This window comes from Hwanghaeella grinnelliae (assembly GCF_004005845.1).
In the GTDB taxonomy this organism is placed as follows: Bacteria; Pseudomonadota; Alphaproteobacteria; order UBA8366; family Aestuariispiraceae; genus Hwanghaeella; species Hwanghaeella grinnelliae.
Window position 1 is genome coordinate 55,965 of record NZ_SADE01000003.1, and the last position, 20,142, is coordinate 76,106.

The window sequence follows — 20,142 nt, forward strand, 5'->3', positions numbered from 1 at the left end:
GTTCTTGGTAAATTTTCCGGGTTGGCCCGGGTTTAGTTGATTTGTCTTGGAACTACTTTGAGAGATACTTCCAGTGCGGGGCGATATGCTTGACGGTCTTAGTGAAAACGTCGGTACGGTAGGAAAGTCATCCGGGCATTCCAGTATCGGAATATCGTTCCAGCAAACGATAAAATCATCGATTTCCTGCCGCGGTGTCGGCCTTCATTCGGGAGCGCCCGTTTCGATGGTCCTGCACCCCGCACCGGCAGGTCATGGCGTGGTTTTTCGCCGCACCGACTTGGAAGATGGCAGCAATGAGATCCCGGCGCGCTACGACGCGGTCACAAACACCACCCTCTGCAGCACGATCGCGAACGATGCGGGCGCGTCGGTTGCAACGATTGAGCATTTGATGTCCGCCATCGCCGGTTTGGGCGTGGACAACCTGTTGGTCGAACTCGACGGCCCGGAAGTTCCGGTCATGGATGGCAGCGCAGAGCCGTTCGCGTTCCTGCTGGAATGCGCGGGTATCGCCGGGCAGGAAACGCCCCGTAAGGCGGTCCGTATCCTGCGTGACGTGACAGTCACCCATGGCGGCAGCACCGTGACGATATCTCCGGCCGACGAATTCATCGTTGAAATGGTCATCGATTTCGATTCTGCGGCAATCGGGCGTCAAAACCTTGCCGTACAGGTTTCGCCGGAATTGTTCCGCAACGATATCGCCAAGGCGCGCACATTTGGCTTCCTGCACGAAGTCGAAGCGATGCGCAAAGCCGGGCTGGGCCGCGGCGGCAGTCTGGAAAATGCTGTTGTGATCGATGGTGATCGCGTCATGAATGACGAAGGGCTGCGCTTCACGGACGAATTCGTACGTCACAAGATCCTGGATTGCATCGGTGACCTGGCGCTGGCCGGTTATCCGATCATGGGTCATGTGGTCGCCGAAAAGGCCGGACATGCCCTGAACAACAAGCTGTTGCGCGCGGTTTTCGCCGACCCCGCGAATTGGGAAGTCGTTGATGTCGATATCCTGCCGGTTGGCGGTGCCTTTCTGACCGCGGCTGAGTAATCTTCCCCTAAATCCCTCCACTTGGATTTATGCCGAATTCCGCTTATACCGTTCGCGGTATAAGGCGCGCTTGACCGTGAGTGTTGACGGCAGGGGTGTGACCGTATCTATCTTTTCAGATGCAGATGTGCAGCATGAAACTTTCCGGACGCTTTGGGATTGTCGCAGCCACAGGCCTTTTGGTTTTGGGCATTCTTTCCGGCTGTTCCGACGACGAAGCCATCCCCTATGTGGAGCGCCCGCCGGAAGAGCTTTATAATACGGCGCTTGATGCGCTCGCAGCGGAAGACTTTGAAGTCGCGTCGCAGAACTTCGAGGAAGTCGACCGGCAGCATCCCTACTCTATCTGGGCGACGAAGGCGCAGCTAATGGCGGCCTATGTCTATTACCTGGATGACGAGTACGACGAAGCGGTCATTGCGCTGGAACGCTTCATTGACCTGCATCCGGGCAGTCCCGACGCAGCCTACGCATATTATCTGCGCGCCATCAGTTACTACGAGCAAATCGTCGACGTCGGCCGCGATCAAAAGATCACGCGCCTCGCGCTGGATTCGCTGCGGGAAGTCGCCCGGCGCTTCCCAGGAACCGCGTATTCGCGCGACGCCGAGTTGAAGATCGACCTGACGCTGGACCATCTGGCCGGCAAGGAAATGGAAATCGGCCGTTTCTATCAGAACAGGGGTGAACTGCTGGCCGCGATCAACCGCTACAAGGTGGTGATAGACCAATTCCAGACGACAACCCATGTGCCCGAAGCCCTGCACCGGGTCGTCGAATGCTATCTGATGCTCGGCGTTACCGATGAGGCACAAACCGCGGGTGCCGTTCTCGGCTATAACTATCCGGGCAGTGAGTGGTACGCTGATAGCTTCACCCTTCTGGAGGGGCGTTCGCTCGCCCAGTCAGATAAAGGCTGGTTCTCCTCCCTATGGTCATGGGCATTCTGACCGCTCGAAGGCACCCATGCTGACGGACCTCTCCATCCGTGACGTTGTCCTGATTGAACGGTTGGATCTTTCGTTCTCCGCCGGGCTTGCCGTCCTGACCGGGGAAACCGGCGCCGGCAAGTCCATCCTGCTCGATGCTCTGGGCCTTGCCATCGGCGCCAGAGCGGAATCCCGCCTCGTTCGTCACGGAAGCCAGCAGGCCGTCGTCACCGCGGTTTTCGAACCGCGTGATCCCGGCGCGTTCGCGTCAATGTTCGAAGAGCATGGGATCGAGCCAGCGGACCAAATCATTTTGCGCCGGACATTAGGCGCCGATGGGCGCAGCCGTGCCTATCTGAACGACGAACCTATTAGTGTGGGTTTGATGCGGCTTGTCGGCACCGCGTTGGTGGAAATCCAAGGGCAATTCGACCAACAAGGTCTGATGGATGCCGCGACCCATCGAGAGGTTTTGGACGCCTATGCCGGCCTCGGCAGCGGCGAACCCGGCTGCGCCGTTGAATATGCAGCTTGGCGGGAGGCGGAAAAAGCCGTCGTCACCGCCCGGGAAAAGGCAAAAAAAAGCCGGGAAAACGAAGCCTTTCTGCGCTTCTCCCTTGAGGAATTGGAAACACTCGGCCCTGAAAAGGGTGAAGAGGATGCCCTTTCGGACGAGCGCGCCCTGCTGCGGAACGCGGAACAGATCGTGGCTGCAACAAATACCGCGGACGATCTTCTCAATGGTTCCGAGGGTGCCGACCTTCAGTTGCGGCAGGCGGCCAGGACCCTTGAGGCCGTTGCTGAACAGGTCGGCGGAGACCTTGCCGATGCCCTGGCTGCCATCGACCGGGCCGCCATAGAATTACAGGAAGCATCCGGAGCACTTGCTAGGGCCGTCGCCGGTATCGATGCCTCCGAAGGGCGATTGGAGACGGTGGAGGAGCGCTTGTTCACCTTGCGGGAAACCGCGCGCAAACATGGCGGCGATCCGGACGACCTGCCGGAGGTTATCACCGCCCTTAAGGATCAACTCGCAATGATCGACGGCGGCGAGGAACGCCTAGCCGAACTGGAAAAAGCGGCCGAGGCAAAAAAGCAGAAATTCATCGATACCGCCAAGGCCTTGTCCGCGAAACGCCGTAAGGCGGCCGGCAAGCTCGACGGCGGTGTAAACGGGGAACTGCCCCCGTTGAAGCTGGAGAAAGCCACCTTCCAAACCGAAATTGCGGATCTGCCGGAAACGGAATGGGGGCCGCATGGGCTGGACCGCATCCAGTTCCTGGTCGCCACGAACCCCGGCGCCCCCCCCGGGCCAATCGGCAAGATCGCCTCCGGCGGGGAATTGAGCCGCTTCCTGCTCGCGCTGAAAGTAACCCTTGCTGAACGTGGCGGTGCGCCGACCATGATCTTCGACGAAGTCGACAGCGGGGTCGGCGGTGCCACGGCGGCCGCGGTTGGGGAGAGGCTGGGGCAACTCGCGCAATCACGCCAGGTTCTCGTCGTTACCCATTCACCGCAAGTCGCCGCCCTCGGTCGATCCCATTGGCGCGTCGCCAAGGGTGAATCCGCCGGTGCCATGATTACCGCCGTGGATGCCTTGGATGATGCAGACCGTTTGGAGGAAATTGCCCGTATGCTGTCGGGCGCCAATGTGACGGAGGAAGCGCGTGCCGCCGCCCGCCGTCTTTTGCAGGGGAGCGACGCCGCATGAGCGAAACCGGCAGCCCGAACCTTAAGCCCGTTGCGGACTTAAATGAAAACGAAGCCCGTCGCGAACTGGCCCAACTGGCCATGGACATCGCCTATCATGATGCGCGTTATCACAAGGAAGACGCGCCGGAAATCACGGACGCAGAATACGACAGGCTTCGACACCGGAACGAGGAAATCGAGGCACGCTTCCCCGACCTTGTCCGAAAGGACAGTCCGACATTCCGTGTGGGCGGCGGATTGAAGTCCGGCTTTGGCAAGATCAAACACGTGCGCCCGATGCTGTCGCTGGGCAATGCATTTTCCGACGAAGACGTTGCGGAATTCGTTGCCCGCGTGCGCCGTTTCCTGGGATTGGAAGGCTCGGAGGATGTAGAAATTCTGGCGGAACCGAAAATCGACGGTCTGTCCGCATCCCTGCGCTATGAGAATGGCCGACTGGTCTATGCCGCAACGCGGGGTGACGGCACGGAGGGCGAGGACATTACCGCCAACATGAAGACGTTGAAGGACGTACCGCATGTCCTGAAAGGCGCACCGGAAGTCCTCGAGGTTCGTGGCGAGGTTTACATGCGCAAGGACGAATTCCTTGCCCTGAACGAACGTCAGGAAAGCGCCGGCAACAAAGTATTCGCAAATCCGCGAAACGCCGCCGCGGGGTCACTGCGGCAGTTGGACCCAAACATTACCGCTTCCCGCCCGCTGCATTTCTTCGGCTATGCCTGGGGCGATGTCTCCGCGCCGTTGGGCGCGACCCAGGCGGAAGCAAGGGAACGTCTGGCGGAGTTGGGCTTCTCACTCAACCACCCGGCCAAACTCTGCGTCAGCGTTGAGGAAGTAATCGAGTATTACCGCATGGTCGATCACCAGCGCGCGACACTCGAATTCGATATTGACGGTGTTGTCTACAAGGTAAACCGGCTGGATTGGCAAGAACGTTTGGGCCAAGTCAGCCGCGCCCCGCGTTGGGCGATTGCCCATAAATTCGCCGCGGAAAAGGCCGAAACCATCATTGAGGCCATCACCGTCCAAGTCGGCCGGACGGGCAAGCTGACGCCGGTCGCGAATTTGAAGCCTGTGACGGTCGGCGGGGTTACTGTGTCGCGCGCGACGCTGCATAACGAAGACGAAATCGCGCGGCTTGGCGTTAAGGAAGGCGATACGGTTCGAATCCAGCGGGCCGGTGATGTCATCCCCCAGGTATTGGAGGTAGTGACCGATGGTGGCGGCGCGCCTTACGCCTTTCCTTCGGCCTGTCCGGAATGCGGCAGCGACGTGGAGCGGGCGGAAGGCGAGGTCGACTGGCGTTGCACAGGCGGCTTGATTTGTCGCGCCCAAGCAGTGGAACGCTTGAAGCACTTTGTCAGCCGCGATGCTTTCGACATCGAAGGGCTGGGCACAAAAAGCATCGAAGAATTCTGGCATGACGGGTTGATCCGGCATCCGGCCGATATCTTCGCGCTGAAGGCGGAAAACCTGAACGGCAAGGAAGGCTGGAAGGACAAGTCGATCACCAACCTGCTGGATGCCATACGGGACAGGACGGAAATTCCGCTCGACCGATTCATCTACGCGCTCGGAATCCGCCATATTGGGCAAACGACGGCCAAGCTTCTAGCCCGCAGCTATGGCTCCTACACGGCATGGGAAAACGCCATGCATGCCGTTTCGGCGGAACGTAAAGCTAATCCAGACGAACACAAAAAGCCGGAACTGATCGGCACGCACTATGCGGAACTTGTCGGCATCGACACGGTCGGCATGACCGCCGCCGATAGTTTGGCAGCCTTTTTCGGTGAAGAGCATAATATCGATGTGCTGGCGTCGCTGGCTGCCGTCCTCACTGTGACCGACGTCGAGACACCCAGTACCGAAGGCTCTCCTGTGGCCGGAAAAACAGTCGTCTTCACCGGTACGCTTGAAAAAATGAGCCGAGGAGAAGCCAAGGCCCGTGCAGAATCTCTCGGCGCGAAGGTCTCCGGTTCGGTGTCGAAAAAAACCGACTATGTGGTTGTGGGCGCGGATGCCGGGTCAAAGGCAAAGAAGGCGGCTGAGCTAGGTGTTGCCATGTTGAGCGAGGATGACTGGCTCGCCATGATCCAGGCTTCGTGACCCGCTAGGGTACATTTAGGCCTTCCCAAAGAAACAAACCCGGCAAAGCTGGGCACAGAACGGGGATTAACCCGGGATTAACCAAGTTTAGGTGAGAGTCCCCCAGAGGTTCTTCTGACAACCGAAAAACACCCGTGATGCGTGTATGCTATGCGAGTGTATCTGTTGTGATGTCTTGTGGAGGGGATGAATAGCGATGTCGGACTGGGGGCGATACGTGTTTCGCGCGGTCACGGCGGCGGTATTCGTTTTCACTCTGGCATTGTCCTCGTTCGCCTCGTCTGCATGGGCGCAAGACAATCTGGGGGATCCTCCGTCTCCATCCTGGCGAATTCTGAAACGCGACGCTGAGGGCAGGCCCATCATTCTGGATAAGGGGACCGGTCGGGAACTGGAGGTCGAAAAGACCGAAACGCCGGATGCGACGCCCCCCAGCGAAAGCGAAATAAACAAAATCAGTCCCAGCAATCTGATGCGGGGACAATTGCTTCTGGTGAATCCGGCCCGAAACATCCGGGCACAACTTGAAAACGACGGCTTCAGGATCCTGGAAGAAATGCGGCTGCACGCAATGGGCGCTGAAGTATGGCGCGTCAGCATCCCGCCAAGCATGAGCGAAAAAGGCGCCCTCCGAAAACTTAAGAAGGACTTCCCGGACCTACTCGTCGATACGAACCAGACATTCGACCTGTCCGCCGGGCGTTTCGGCCCGGATTTTTCCCGGGGTTTTGTCGGCTGGGGTCCCGTCTCGCCGGGCTGCGGCGCGGGTATGAGGATCGGTATGATCGACGGCGCCGTCGATATCAATACGCCTCCACTTCGCAAACAACGTGTCTCTTACGAAGGTTTCAACGCCAAGGATCGCAAGCCCGCTGGGGAGGCGCATGGAACCGCGGTCGCTTCGATGTTGGTCGGACGGCCAGCCGATGCTGATAAGAATATAGGCGGCTTGTTACCCGGTGCCTCCCTCTACGCAGCCGGTATTTTCGAGATGCGCGGCGGCAAGGAGGTCGGAAACCTCGGCAATATGCTGAAAGCGGCGGATTGGCTGCTCAAGAACCGCATCAGCGTCATCAACATGTCCATCGCCGGTGGCGGCAATGGCGTGATGACCTTCGTATTGAACAAGTTGCTGGAAGAGGGTGTCGTCGTGGTCGCCGCCGCGGGAAACAATGGCCCCCGTGCCGAACCTGCCTGGCCGGCCGCCCACCCGAAGGTGATCGCGGTGACCGCCATCGACAATCAGTTGAACATCTACGAACAGGCGAACCAAGGGGCTTATGTGGACTTTTCCGCGCCGGGCGTGAACCTTGTAACCACGGTACCGGATGGGTTGAAGCTGCAGAGCGGCACATCATTCGCGTCGCCCTTCATCACAGCCATGGTCGCCATTCATCTTGATGCGGGTTTCCCGACCGACCCCGATCAATTGCGCGCCAGCCTTAGACGGTACACAAAGGATCTTGGCCAAAGCGGCAAGGACGATGCTTTCGGATGGGGCTTGGTCCGATTGAAACCGACCTGCCGGTAAGACGGCACCATCGGTTCGGCGTCAGATCGGCCGGGTGGCATTCTCCAACCAAGCCACCGCCTTGGCGTCATCCATCAATTGGGGAGCGACCTTGCGGCGAACCTCCGCATGATAGTCATTCAACCAAGCCCGTTCGCTTTCCGTCATCAACGAGACCTCGACCAAATTCAAATCTATCGGTGCGAATGTGATCGTCTCAAAACCGAGTAACGGTTTTTCTCCCAACCCCTGCCCTTCCAACTCCGTCACCACGACGAGATTCTCGATCCGGATCCCGTATTCCCCGGTCTTATAGAAACCGGGTTCGTTCGACAGGATCATCCCGGGCTGGAGGGATACGCCGCCGACGCCCTTCGATATCCGTTGCGGTCCTTCATGAACATTCAAATAACTGCCGACGCCATGGCCCGTTCCGTGATCAAAATCCAGGCCCACCGACCATAGGAACTGCCGTGCGAAACCATCCAACTGACCGCCATTAACGCCCGCCGGAAAGCGCGCCGTTGCGATGGCGATATGGCCTTTCAGCACACGCGTGAATCGATCCTTCATCTCAGCGGTCGGCTCGCCGATTGCTATTGTGCGCGTGATATCCGTCGTGCCGTCCAGATACTGCCCACCGGAATCAACGAGATAGAGTTCTCCCGGACGCAACGGGCGGTCGGTTTCCTCCGTCACGCGGTAATGCACAATCGCCCCATCCGGTCCGGCACCGGAAATAGTGTCGAAGCTAAGGTCCCTGATCAACGGATCACGAAACCGAAAAGCCTGAAGTTGGTCGGCGGCGGACAACTCCGTGACGCCGCCCGCCTCAACGGCTGCTGGCAGCCAAGACAGGAAGCGGGTGACCGCCGCACCGTCTCGTCCATGCGCCGCCCGCGTACCGGCCAGTTCGACATCGTTCTTGCACGCTTTCGGCAACAGGCAGGGATCACTGTCCTCAACCACCTTGGCGCCACCTTCCAGCAGTTTATCGAAGACAACGGAAGCTGCCGTCGCCGGATCCGCCCGAACCGCGGCGCCGTCCGCCCCCAAACCAGCCAGGGCATTCGCGAAATCATCGAACGGGCGAACCGCAACACCATTGCCGAGATGATCGGTCAGACCTGGAAGCAACTTCCTGTCATCAATGAACCAATCGACGGTGGAATCGTCATGAAGGATGGCAAATGACAAAGGCAGCGGACAGCGGCTGACATCCCCGCCACGAACATTCAGCAACCATGCTATGGAATCACTGGCCGTTATTACGGCCGCTTTCAAGCCATCCTTCTTCAAAACCTCAGACAAGCGTTCGCGTTTACTGGCGGACGCTTCGCCCGCATAGGCCATGTCGTGCGGCCGCACCGGTGTCAGCGGTGCCGCGGGTTGTGTTTTCCAAACCGCATCGATCGGATTGTCGTCCAAAGGCACCAATGTGAAACCGGCCTTTTTCGCGGCGCGCTGCAATCCCAACAAGCCGTTGCGCGTATGAAGCCACGGATCAAAGCCAATTTTTTGATCAGGTCCGAAGACCTGTTCAAGATAGTCGGGAACCGGTTCCGATACCAAATGACGAACCGTGAACCTTTCCGTGTCGACCTGGTCTTCAACCTGAAGCGTGTAGCGCCCGTCCACGAAGATCGCTGCCTTGGTTTGCCCAACGACCGCGGCGCCGGCGGAACCGTTGAATCCGGTCAGCCATTCCAACCGGTCGGCCCTGGCCGGTATATATTCGCCTTGAAACTCGTCGGTGCGGGGTATGACCAAACCGTCCAAACCACGCTCCGCCAGTTCCTTGCGCAATTGATCCAACCGTTCCGCTGGCGCGGGGCCCGGTCCCAGCCCGGTATCAAGCGACTGCTCCAGTTCGGCCCGGCATTGGTCGAGAGCGTCGCGCGCAGCAGGAGAAAGCCCACCGCCCAGCAAGTCCATCCATGCCGTATCCAGCTGTCTGGGCCCGGCCACCACCCCTTTCAGGAAGCTTGTCAGGTCCGCGTCGTGAATATCGACGCCGGATTCACGCAACAAGTTTACGGCTTCGCTGACCGTCATGGCACCCGCTCCAATTACTTCGTGAGGACTATCTATATCTTCCGGAAAGCTATGGAAGTCCCGGCCGGGAGGCAAGCCGGCCGCTGCCAACCAATGGCCGGCGCCACGGGCAGAAGGTGTGATCTATGTCACTTATCGGTGATGCCATACCAAAAACGCATTGCAGCACTGCGATCTAAGCCCTGGTCATTGGCGCTCCGGCCAGCCATATCACCGTCATTGAAACCGCTGGCGCGTTATGCGCTGAAATTTAAACCTTATAAGAATTGAGGTAGATCATGGCTCATGTCATTTCTGCCGGTACCGCGCCGGCGAAAAATTCGAATTTCTTCTCCGCTTTCATCGGAAGAATTGTTGAAGCTTATCAGGATCGTAAAGCGTTTGCCGCGCTTGAATCCCTGGATGACCGCCTGCTGGAAGACGTCGGCCTTAGCCGCGGCGACCTGATCGAATGGCAGTCCTCCGGCAAGGTTCCGGCCCGCTAATCGATCTTTATAAAGGGACAACAACAGTCCCTTTGCGGTGACTTAGTACCACGCCCCGCAGCCCGCCGAATTCCTCCCTCGGCATGGTTGCGGGGCGTTTCCGTTTTCAAGGCAACATTCCCGCCGGGATTTTTCAGGCCTTGCGGCTCAAGAGCAACGTGGACCAACCGTCCAGGCGCTTTCGTCCGCGAAGGTAAAGGCCCTGGCGACGGTATGCGGCCAAAACCGCCGTTTCCTGATCTTCAAGCAATCCGGATAGAATCACATCACCGCCCGGCGCCACGACTCGTGCGATGCCAGGAGCCAGCCTCTGAAGCGGGCCTGCCAGGATATTTGCGATGACCAGATCATAGGCGCCTGGCCGGTTAAGCTCACGCCTGTCCAGGCCATCGCTGACAACCGGCCGGACGCGGGTTTGCAAACGGTTGATGCGGCAATTTTCGATCGACACCGCAACTGCGTCCGGATCGATGTCACTGGCGGTCAACTGCGTCGCCTTGGACGCCAAAGCCGTCGCGATCGCCAAAATTCCCGTGCCGCAACCGAGATCGAGTGCCGTAGCCACCCGCCGACGTTTCAGCACCGCTTCGATCATCAGAAGGCACCCTTTCGTGGTGCCATGCTCACCGGTGCCGAAAGCCATCCCGGCATCCATGCAGATCGACAAGCTACCAGCAGGAACCTTGCCGTCGAAATGGGAGGGATAGACGAAAAAGCGCCCGGCCCGTATCGGTGTGAAGCTCTTCTGGTTTTCTGAAACCCAATCGATCTGCGGTACAGGCCCCGCCACGAATTCCGGTGCGGGTATACCGGCAATCCGCGCGCCATCTGAAATGGCCTTTTCGACCAAATCGTAGGGCGGCAGTTCCGTGCAATAGGCCTCCAAGCGCCAGGTATCGCTGCCCGGTGTTTCGAAGCACGTCACCACAGCGGCGAAGGGTTCCAAGACCAGTTCCATCGGACCGGAGGATTCAGCCGAGGGCAGTAGGAATTCGATCTTGTACAAGTCGGTCACGTGCGTTCCACGAAACCGGCGACCACACGTTTCGTCCCGGCCTTATCGAATTCGATGGTCAAATTGTCCCCGTCGATCTTCATGATCGTACCGGGACCGAATTTTTGGTGGAAGCAGCGTTCACCCTCACCGAAATCATGGCTTTCGACAATCCTGCTTTCAGCCCGCCCTTCAATAACCGGCGGTTTGGTCCCGCCCACGCCGCGTTGGCGCAGCCGTTGCCATCCCGGCCCCCCGCCGGCGCTGCGATAGGCCTGTGGATCGGGGCCATCGGACCGCAAGCTGACATCCGAACCCGCGGACCGGCCCGCACCGTAGCCGCCGGAATAGCCCCCACCATAGATGAAGTCGGCACGGTCTTCCGCACTGCCGCCGCCGATACCGGCATAGACGCCCCGGTCGCTTTCGACCTCGACAAAGTCCTGCGGCAATTCGTCTATGAAACGCGACGGAATGGCGCTGGTCCATTGGCCGTGAATGCGCCGGTTGGCCGCGAAGGAGATAAAGGCGCGTTTCCGTGCCCGGGTAAGACCGACATAGGCCAAGCGTCGCTCTTCTTCCAAGCCCGCCATGCCATTTTCGTCCATCGTCCGTTGACTGGGGAACAAACCTTCTTCCCAGCCGGGCAGGAAAATGACATCGAACTCAAGACCCTTCGCCGCGTGCAGGGTCATCAAGCTGACCTGCTCTTCATCGCTTCTGTCCTCGTTATCCATCACCAAACTGACATGTTCCAGAAATTCGCCCAGCGTCGCGAATTCCTCCATCGCGACGGTCAGTTCCTTCAGGTTTTCAAGCTTGCCCGGTGCCTCCGGCTTCTTCGATTGCTGCCACATCAGCGTATAGCCGGACTCGTCCAGGATCGTTTCGGTGAGTTCGACCTGACCGATTCCGTCAGCCATGGAACGCCAGCGGTCGAAGTCATTCAAAATGCCGGTAAGCGCATTCCGCGCCTGTGGCTTCAATTCGTCGGTCTGGACCAATTGTCGTGCCGCGAAATACATCGGATCTCCGGTACGCCGTTGCAGGTCATGTATCGCCTGCTCGGTCGCCTTGCCGATCTTGCGGGCGGGCTTGTTGATGATGCGTTCCAGCGCAAGGTCGTCCGCCGGTTGAGCGACAACGCGCAGGTAGGCGATCGCATCCCGGATTTCCTCACGTTCATAAAACCGCGCCCCCCCGATCACTTTATAGGGAATACCGAGGGTGATCAGGCGTTCTTCGAATTCGCGGGTCTGGAAACCGGCCCGCACCAGGATGGCCATTTCATCCAAGCTGACGCGTTTACGATGTTGGGTCTCGATCTCGTCGCCGACCTGTCGGGCCTCTTCTTCGCCATCCCAGACGCCCCGCACACGGACAGGCTCGCCATCCTCCTCGTCGGTCCACAGGGTCTTACCCAAACGGCCTTCATTCTTGGCGATCAAGCCCGATGCAGCACCGAGGATATGCGGCGTCGAACGGTAGTTCCGTTCCAACCGAACCACGGCCGCGCCGGGAAAATCCTTTTCGAACCGCAGGATGTTGCCCACTTCCGCGCCGCGCCAGCCATAGATGGACTGATCGTCATCACCGACGCAGCAGATGTTCTTGTTCTTCTGCGCCAACAGGCGGAGCCACAGATACTGGGACACGTTGGTGTCTTGATATTCATCGACCAGACAATACCGGAACATCCGCTGATACTGTTCCAGCACATCGGGATGCTTGGTGAAGATCGTCAAGTTGTGCAGCATGAGGTCACCGAAATCAGCTGCATTCAGCGTGATGAGGCGTTCCTGATACTGGCGATAGATGTCGACGGCCTTGCCGTTGACAAGGTCACCAGCCTCACCGGCGCCAACGCGGTCCGGCGCCAATCCCTTATCCTTCCAACGCTGGATGACATGAATCAGCATCCGGGCCGGCCATCGCTTTTCGTCCACGTGTTCCGCTTGAAGGATCTGCTTCAGCAGACGGATCTGGTCGTCCGTATCCAAAATGGTGAAGCTGGGCTTCAAGCTCACCAATTCGGCGTGCCGGCGTAATATGCGCGCTGCCAGGGCATGGAAGGTGCCAAGCCACATGCCTTCGGTCGTCCCGCCCACCAATTCGGCCACGCGTTCGCGCATTTCGCGCGCGGCCTTGTTGGTGAAGGTGACGCATAGAATTTGATACGGCCTGGCCTTACCCTGATGAATCAAATGGGCCAGACGCGTCGTGAGCACCCGTGTCTTGCCCGTTCCGGCACCGGCCAGCACCAACAGGGGTCCGTCAAGCGTATCGACCGCCTTGCGCTGCGCTTCGTTCAAACGCTCCAGCCAGGGCGGCGGGCCCGCACGCGGATGTGCAGGCGCAGGGCCTTGCGGCGCGCCGGGCACACCCAAATCGTCATAAGCCAAGGGGTCGTCAGAAAAGCTGTCGGACATGTCCGTTTCTATATAGCGAGTCGGACAGGATCCATCCAGCCGAAGCCGTCGAACTTCCCGTCATTCTTCGCAGGAAAAATCTGCAGAAGGGCCGGCCCGTCAGGTTCGGGTTTCCTGAACGGCGCGGTGATAAGCGCTGAGGACATCACGTTCGTGCAAGACGCCCAATAGCTTCTTTGCACCGGCTTCCTGAATCACCGCGACATGTTCTTCACCGCATTTCTCCAATAGATCCATCGCGCGTCCCAAATCGTCACCGATTTTCACATAGGGCGCGCCGCGGCGTGCGACATCGACCGCAGTCATCGCCTCGTCATTGCTGCTGTCGAAAGCGTATTCCTTCATATCACGGAGCATGACGGTACCGACCAAGCCGCCTTCCTTGTCGATAACGAAAAGCTCTCCATAAGGGACCGCGCCCAATTTCTTCCTGACTTCGGCCAAGCTGGCGGTATCCAAAATGGCGTGGTGGTCCTTCCGCATGATGTTCGCAACCCGGTAGGACCGCATGACCAGCGCCTCACGCCCGCCGATTAAACTGACGCCGCGTTGCGCCAATTGCCAGGTGAAGAAGGAATAACCGAAGGTCAGCTGCGTGACTTGTGAGGATATGACCGTCGCGATCATCACACCGATTGTAAGCTCGTAATCCCCGGTCAATTCGAAGACCATCAGGATGGTGCTCATCGGCGCGCCAAGCACGGCCCCCGCTACCGCCCCCATGCCGACCAAGGTATAAGCCCCATGCCCGGATGAAAGTTGCGGAAGAACAATCGTTGCGATCACCCCGAACGCACCACCGACCATCGCTCCGATGAATAGTGAGGGAGAAAACACACCACCGCCCGCACCGCTGCCAATGGTTACCGCGGTAGCCGCCGTTTTCAGAACCGCCAAGGTGATCAGCATCTGAAGAGGCAAAACCTGATTCAAAGCCTCATCCGTCGCCTCATAGCCGACGCCCAGCACCTGCGGAAAAAAGATCGCTATCGCGCCGACAACCAGCCCGCCAACTGCCGGGCGCCCCCATGTCGGTATCGGTGATTTTTCGCCGATCCGGCGGACGACGCCGATTGACCAAGTGAAGCTGGTCGCCGCGACCGCACTGACCAAGCCAAGAAGTGCGAAGGCTGGAAATTCCCAAAACGACACAATTTCGTGCGACGGAATGATGAAGGCTGGAAAGTCACCAAAATAAATGCGGCACACGATGGTACCTGTAACAGACGCGATCACGACCGGGGCAAATGCGGTCAGGGCGTAGTTTCCCATGACCACTTCCAGCGCAAAGAACACCCCTGCAATCGGGGCATTGAAAGACGCCGCCACGCCAGCGGCCACACCACACCCCAAAATGGTCTGTCGCTGCGTTCGGTCCAAATGCAAGATATTGGAAAACAAGGCGCTCAAACACGCCGCCAAATGGACAACGGGCCCTTCCCGCCCCGCGGACCCGCCACTGCCAATCGTAATCGCGCTGACCAAGGCGGCCGTAAAACCGGTCTTATACTGTAACTCACCGCCTTTCAGGGCTTCCGCTTCGATGACATCGGCGACGCCTTGATTCTGACGGTTAGGCTGCAGCCAATAGATGATCAGACCGACCGCAAGGCCACCGCCCGTGGTGACCCCCAGGATGTGCCACCAAGCTATGCCCGCCATATGGCTATGCACCATTTCGGACGAAAAGCCATAAAACAACAATTGGAAGAACGCGATTGCCTCACGGAACACGATAGCCGCACCGCCGCCGATCAAACCGACCGCCACTGCCAAGGCAGACAGCACCAGTTGCTCGTGGCGGCCAACCCGTCCGAGTCTTTCAAGAACCTCTCCCGGGCGCAGTAGCGTCACCGGTCACCTCCGACAGAGCCATACGGCGCGAAGAGACGCGCATGGCTAATTTCCGGCACGGTTTCAAGCGTGCAGAGCCCCGCCTGCACAGGATGCACAAGCATTCCAAGACTACAGCATAGGGACGTTAAGGCCGCAAACTCTCTATTCGATTTCATATAGAAACCAATGGAGTATCCGGTGCACGGGAAGTGCTCAGGCGCCCGCTGCCAAGGCCCCTTCTATCGCCTCAATCGCTTTCGCTGCCGAGGCCCCGTCAGGACCGCCCGCCTGCGCCATATCGGGACGGCCACCACCACCCTTGCCGCCGATTGCCTGTGACCCGACACGGACCAGGTCGACCGCGTTCTGCGTAGCGGTCAGGTCGTCGGTGACGCCAACGACCAGCGAGGCCTTGCCGTCGTTTACAGCCACGATCGCAACGACACCGGACCCTACCTGCTGCTTCAATTGGTCGACCAGCGGTTTCAGTTCCTTGGGCGGCACCCCTTCCAACACGCGGGATGCGAACTTCGTTCCAGCCACGTCCTTTGCTTCCGGCCCGCCCGATGCGCCGCCACCGGCGGCAAGCTTGCGGCGCAGATCGGAGACTTCACGTTCCAGTTTCCGGCGTTCTTCCAACAGGCTGACCACACGCTCCGGCGCATCCGACGGCGCCGTCTTCAATGCCCCGGCGATATCCTGCAATTTGCGATCTCGTGCCCTGGCATAGTCGAGCGCTGCTTCCCCAGTCAGACATTCGACACGGCGGACACCGGCGGCAACTGCCGCCTCGCCGATAATGCGGAACGCGCCGATATCACCGGTTCGATTAACATGCGTACCACCGCAAAGTTCCGTCGAATAAACGCGGTTCTCCGATTCCGGCGCCCCCATGGAAACCACGCGGACCTCTTCGCCATACTTTTCGCCGAACAAGGCCAGTGCACCTGCTTCGACAGCCGCGTCCGGTGTCATTAGCCGGGTGGTAACGGGACTGTTTTCGCGAATCTGCGCATTGACGATCTTCTCGACCGCTTCGATCTCCTCCGCCGTCATAGGCTTGGGATGCGCGAAGTCGAACCGCATCGTATTGGGCGCGACGAGTGACCCTTTCTGCGTGACATGGTCACCCAGAACCCGGCGGAGCGCTTCATGCATAAGATGTGTGACGGAATGGTTTGCGCGCAGTTTCAAACGGCGGGTTCCATCGACTTTCATGTCCAGCGCATCGCCGACCTTGAAATCACCCTTCGTAGAACGGCCGACATGGAGGACCATGTCCTCAACTTTCTTCTGCGCATCGGTGACGGTGAAGGTCTGGCCATCCGGACCGATCAACTCGCCGGTATCACCCATCTGCCCACCGGACTCGCCATAGAACGGCGTTTGGTTGGCGATGATAACACCTTCCTCGCCTTCCTTCAGTTCTTGGACCGCGGCCCCATCTTTTACAATGGCGGTGACAACACCTTCCGCGCGCTCCGTCTCATACCCGAAGAACTCGGTGGCACCGACCTCCTCTTTCAATTCGAACCAGACCGCTTCGGTCGCCGCGTCGCCGGAACCGGCCCATGCCGCGCGCGCCTTGGCGCGTTGTTGTTCCATCGCCGTGTCGAATCCGTCCGTATCGACCGAACGGCCTTGGCCGCGCAGGATGTCCTGGGTCAGGTCGAGCGGGAACCCATAGGTATCGTAAAGCGTGAACGCGACGCCGCCGTTCAAAGCCTCCCCTTCACCCAGCTTCGTCGTCTCATCTTCCAACAAACGCAAGCCACGATCCAAGGTCGCCTTAAAGCGTTCTTCTTCAAGCTTCAGCGTTTCGGTGATAAGGGATTCCGCGCGGGTAAGCTCGGGATAATGTTGCCCCATCATCGACGTCAGCGACGGAACAAGCTTGTAAACCACCGGGTCGGCCGCGCCCAGCATATGGGCATGGCGCATCGCGCGCCGCATGATCCGGCGCAGCACATAGCCGCGCCCTTCATTGGACGGCAGGACACCATCGGCAATCAGGAAAGAACAGGCCCGGACATGGTCGGCGATAACCTTGTGGCTGGCTGTTTGGGGCCCGTCCACATCGGTATTCGTCAAATCCGCCGAGGCTTCCATAATCACCCGCAGCAGGTCGACTTCATAATTGTCGTGTTTGCCCTGAAGGACAGCGGTGATGCGTTCCAAGCCCATGCCCGTATCGATCGACGGCTTCGGCAAAGAGACCCGGTTCCCCGGTTCAATCTGCTCGAACTGCATGAAGACGAGATTCCAGATTTCGATGAACCGGTCACCGTCTTCATCCGGTGAACCCGGCGGGCCACCCGGGATAGACGGGCCGTGATCATAAAAAATTTCGGAACACGGGCCGCAAGGGCCGGTATCGCCCATCTGCCAGAAATTATCTGAGGTCGGTATCCGGATGATCTTTTCGTCGGTCAGTCCGGCGATCTTCTTCCACAGATCGGCAGCTTGTTCATCTTCCGAATAGACCGTGACCAGCAGGCGTTCCTTGTCGATGCCGAATTCCTTCGTGACCAGGTTCCAGGCCAGTTCGATGGCGAGGTCTTTGAAATAATCGCCGAAGGAGAAGTTCCCGAGCATTTCGAAAAACGTATGATGACGTGCCGTATAGCCGACATTCTCCAGATCATTGTGCTTACCGCCGGCTCGCACACATTTCTGGGACGTTGTGGCACGGTTATAGTCGCGCTCTTCCTGACCCGTGAATACGTTCTTGAACTGAACCATCCCTGCATTGGTGAACATCAGGGTCGGGTCGTTCCGGGGGACAAGCGGCGATGACGAAACGACCTGATGGCCGTTCTTCTCAAAATACCGCAAAAATTCTGTGCGAATGTCGTTCGCGCTGATCATGATCCGTACCCTGTCAAATCCCTGTGTCGCCTGCCCCGCCGGTTGGAAGTCCTTTGCGGCCCGGAGCGGGCCGCATTTACTAGCTTGCAGCAGCCACCGTGTCCAGGAAGTCAGGGACTTCCATGGCCCACAGATTAACCAATATGGCGCCTGGAAACCTTTTGTTTAGGATTTCATGATTTAACACCCACATAGGAAGGAACTTTTTAGCCCAGCACTTTTTTTGGAAAATTGATATGAATATGCCACTTGCCTCCCTGAACGAGCAGCCCTTTACGGTTCTCGACGGGTTTTCGAAAATCAAGGATCAGGAACTAACCGATTCCAGCGTTATCGTTAGAACCGGCGCACGGAAGCTTTTCACGTGGTGGTCCGATTATGTCGCCCGGCACGACGCCCTGCCGACACGGAACGCCTTTGATATTCTGACAATGCTACCCCATGCCGCCCATATGTTTCTCGTCGTGCGTACGGCCAGTGGCGCTTGGAGTTATCAGTTGCAGGGCGAAGAGTTCAAACGCCTGTATAACGGCGGTTTCCAAAGCGATGTCGAAGTCCAGCGGTCCTTTGCCGCGTTTTCCATGCCGGTTTCGACGTATTTGGATACTGTTGCCGAAGGACGGGTCTGTCATCACAGTTACGGGACGATCAACGGCAACAACCGCAACAGGAACACCTTTGAGTCGATCGACTGTCCCCTGATCGATCTGACTGGACGCGTGTCCCATATCATCGGGATCGCCGAATTGTTCCGCGGCCCAGAGGCCTGAGCGGACGTTTCACCGGAACCTTCGCCGGAAACAGGATAAGAAAAAAACGGCCCGCCGGGAACATTCCAGGCGGGCCGTCTTGTTGGCGAATGAACGTTCTTGTTACTAGGCCTGCGGATCGTCTTCCGGTGTCAACGCTGCTTCCGCAGCCTCTTTCTCGGCGGGGCCTTCCAACATGGCGCTGTCCAGGACGCCGGCATTCTCGCGGATCTTCCGTTCGATTTCCGACGCCATGTCGGTGTTTTCCGTCAGGAACCGTTTGGCGTTTTCACGGCCTTGGCCGATGCGCTGTCCGGAATAAGAGAACCACGCCCCCGATTTCTCGATGATGCTGGCATTGACGCCAAGGTCGAGCAGTTCACCGGTTTTCGAAATGCCTTCGCCATACATGATGTCGAATTCAACCTGACGGAACGGCGGGGCCACCTTGTTCTTCACCACCTTGACCCGGGTCTGGTTGCCGACAACCTCATCCCGATCCTTGATCTGGCCGATCCGGCGGATATCCAACCGAACACTGGCATAAAATTTCAGCGCGTTGCCGCCGGTGGTCGTCTCAGGACTGCCGAACATCACACCAATCTTCATGCGGATCTGGTTGATGAAGATCACCATGCAATTCGTACGGTTGATCGACCCAGTAAGCTTACGCAGTGCCTGGCTCATCAAACGGGCCTGAAGACCGACATGGCTGTCGCCCATTTCGCCTTCCAGTTCCGCCCGGGGCACCAGCGCGGCGACGGAATCGATGACGAGCACGTCAACCGCACCGGACCGAACCAGCGTATCGGCGATTTCTAGGGCCTGTTCCCCCGCGTCGGGCTGGGAAATCAACAATTCATCGACATTGACCCCCAGTTTTTTCGCGTAGACAGGGTCAAGCGCGTGTTCCGCATCGACGAAGGCGCAGGTGCCGCCGCGCTTCTGAGCTTCGGCCACCACATGCAATGCCAACGTCGTCTTACCCGAACTTTCCGGGCCGTATACTTCGATGACGCGCCCTTTCGGCAGACCGCCAATCCCGAGCGCGATATCCAAACCGATCGATCCAGACGAAATCGCTTCGATATCGAGCGCCTTCTGTTGGCCGAGTTTCATGATCGAGCCTTTACCGTATGCTCGCTCGATTTGCCCCAGGGCCGCTTCCAAAGCCTTGTTTTTGTCCATGTCGTCCTTGCCTACTAGGCGCAATGCCGTCTGACTCATGTGATCGTCCCCGTTTCTGTCATAGGCGCTATCGGCGCGCAACGGGCTCAATGTACATATTTTGTTCTCGTTCTCAAGTTCTTTTTTTGTTCCTTTTTTCCCCGCATTGCAAGACCTTGTTTTATTTATGTTCTCAATAAGACTCTCGACGGTCCAGGGTGTTCTAGTTTGCGGAACATCGGTC

The 20,142-nt window shown here is 58.5% G+C and carries 13 protein-coding genes; 7 read left to right on the plus strand and 6 right to left on the minus strand.

Features of this window, described 5'->3' with window-relative positions; genetic code table 11:
- The first annotated feature begins 85 nt into the window (after positions 1–85).
- From lpxC to EOI86_RS17355, 5 genes are all read left to right on the plus strand, one after another.
- Complete coding sequence (gene lpxC / locus EOI86_RS17335) at positions 86–1,054, plus strand: UDP-3-O-acyl-N-acetylglucosamine deacetylase (RefSeq protein WP_420810099.1); 969 nt, start codon at positions 86–88, stop codon at positions 1,052–1,054.
- Positions 1,055–1,188: 134 nt separating this feature from the next.
- Entirely contained in the window at positions 1,189–2,004 is an 816-nt protein-coding gene (locus EOI86_RS17340; RefSeq protein WP_127766616.1) for an outer membrane protein assembly factor BamD, read from the plus strand.
- A gap of 16 nt (positions 2,005–2,020) precedes the next feature.
- Positions 2,021–3,694: a DNA repair protein RecN gene (gene recN, locus EOI86_RS17345; RefSeq protein WP_127766618.1), complete on the plus strand. Its 1,674-nt coding sequence runs from the start codon at positions 2,021–2,023 to the stop codon at positions 3,692–3,694.
- The gene (gene ligA, locus EOI86_RS17350) at positions 3,691–5,805 is read left to right on the plus strand and encodes an NAD-dependent DNA ligase LigA (protein ID WP_127766620.1); all 2,115 of its coding nucleotides are present in this window, start codon (positions 3,691–3,693) and stop codon (positions 5,803–5,805) included. The genes recN and ligA overlap by 4 nt, the downstream gene beginning before the upstream one ends.
- A gap of 196 nt (positions 5,806–6,001) precedes the next feature.
- Positions 6,002–7,336: a S8 family serine peptidase gene (locus tag EOI86_RS17355; protein ID WP_127766622.1), complete on the plus strand. Its 1,335-nt coding sequence runs from the start codon at positions 6,002–6,004 to the stop codon at positions 7,334–7,336.
- A gap of 21 nt (positions 7,337–7,357) precedes the next feature.
- Here EOI86_RS17355 and EOI86_RS17360 read toward each other — a convergent pair whose 3' ends face one another.
- Positions 7,358–9,370: an aminopeptidase P family protein gene (locus EOI86_RS17360; RefSeq protein ID WP_127766624.1), complete on the minus strand. Its 2,013-nt coding sequence runs from the start codon at positions 9,368–9,370 to the stop codon at positions 7,358–7,360.
- Between the two features lie 278 nt (positions 9,371–9,648).
- Here EOI86_RS17360 and EOI86_RS17365 point away from each other — a divergent pair, with 278 nt between their 5' ends.
- A complete protein-coding gene (locus EOI86_RS17365; protein WP_127766626.1) occupies positions 9,649–9,855 on the plus strand; it encodes a DUF1127 domain-containing protein in 207 nt (68 codons plus the stop codon).
- Between the two features lie 133 nt (positions 9,856–9,988).
- Here EOI86_RS17365 and EOI86_RS17370 read toward each other — a convergent pair whose 3' ends face one another.
- The 4 genes from EOI86_RS17370 to alaS all read right to left on the minus strand — a co-directional run bounded on the left by EOI86_RS17370 (position 9,989) and on the right by alaS (position 17,982).
- Positions 9,989–10,870: a 50S ribosomal protein L11 methyltransferase gene (locus EOI86_RS17370; protein ID WP_127766628.1), complete on the minus strand. Its 882-nt coding sequence runs from the start codon at positions 10,868–10,870 to the stop codon at positions 9,989–9,991.
- Positions 10,867–13,278: an ATP-dependent helicase gene (locus tag EOI86_RS17375; protein WP_127766630.1), complete on the minus strand. Its 2,412-nt coding sequence runs from the start codon at positions 13,276–13,278 to the stop codon at positions 10,867–10,869. Before EOI86_RS17375 ends, EOI86_RS17370 begins: the two co-directional genes overlap by 4 nt.
- Positions 13,279–13,377: 99 nt before the next feature.
- On the minus strand, positions 13,378–15,132 hold the full coding sequence (locus EOI86_RS17380; protein WP_127766632.1) for a chloride channel protein: 1,755 nt from the start codon (positions 15,130–15,132) through the stop codon (positions 13,378–13,380).
- A 195-nt stretch (positions 15,133–15,327) separates the two neighbouring features.
- On the minus strand, positions 15,328–17,982 hold the full coding sequence (alaS, locus tag EOI86_RS17385) for an alanine--tRNA ligase (protein ID WP_127766634.1): 2,655 nt from the start codon (positions 17,980–17,982) through the stop codon (positions 15,328–15,330).
- Positions 17,983–18,218: 236 nt separating this feature from the next.
- Here alaS and EOI86_RS17390 point away from each other — a divergent pair, with 236 nt between their 5' ends.
- Entirely contained in the window at positions 18,219–18,752 is a 534-nt protein-coding gene (locus EOI86_RS17390) for a PAS domain-containing protein (RefSeq protein WP_127766636.1), read from the plus strand.
- Between the two features lie 105 nt (positions 18,753–18,857).
- Here EOI86_RS17390 and recA read toward each other — a convergent pair whose 3' ends face one another.
- Positions 18,858–19,958 (minus strand): recombinase RecA, encoded by a 1,101-nt coding sequence (recA, locus tag EOI86_RS17395; RefSeq protein ID WP_127766638.1) that lies wholly within the window; start codon positions 19,956–19,958, stop codon positions 18,858–18,860.
- Positions 19,959–20,142 lie beyond the last annotated feature (184 nt).

Coding starts and splice junctions, on each gene's coding strand:
- lpxC (WP_420810099.1), top strand. CDS start 86: ATGCTTGACGGTCTTAGTGAAAACGTCGGTACGGTAGGAAAGTCATCC.
- EOI86_RS17340 (WP_127766616.1), top strand. CDS start 1,189: ATGAAACTTTCCGGACGCTTTGGGATTGTCGCAGCCACAGGCCTTTTG.
- recN (WP_127766618.1), top strand. CDS start 2,021: ATGCTGACGGACCTCTCCATCCGTGACGTTGTCCTGATTGAACGGTTG.
- ligA (WP_127766620.1), top strand. CDS start 3,691: ATGAGCGAAACCGGCAGCCCGAACCTTAAGCCCGTTGCGGACTTAAAT.
- EOI86_RS17355 (WP_127766622.1), top strand. CDS start 6,002: ATGTCGGACTGGGGGCGATACGTGTTTCGCGCGGTCACGGCGGCGGTA.
- EOI86_RS17360 (WP_127766624.1), bottom strand. CDS start 9,370: ATGACGGTCAGCGAAGCCGTAAACTTGTTGCGTGAATCCGGCGTCGAT.
- EOI86_RS17365 (WP_127766626.1), top strand. CDS start 9,649: ATGGCTCATGTCATTTCTGCCGGTACCGCGCCGGCGAAAAATTCGAAT.
- EOI86_RS17375 (WP_127766630.1), bottom strand. CDS start 13,278: ATGTCCGACAGCTTTTCTGACGACCCCTTGGCTTATGACGATTTGGGT.
- alaS (WP_127766634.1), bottom strand. CDS start 17,982: ATGATCAGCGCGAACGACATTCGCACAGAATTTTTGCGGTATTTTGAG.
- EOI86_RS17390 (WP_127766636.1), top strand. CDS start 18,219: ATGAATATGCCACTTGCCTCCCTGAACGAGCAGCCCTTTACGGTTCTC.
- recA (WP_127766638.1), bottom strand. CDS start 19,958: ATGAGTCAGACGGCATTGCGCCTAGTAGGCAAGGACGACATGGACAAA.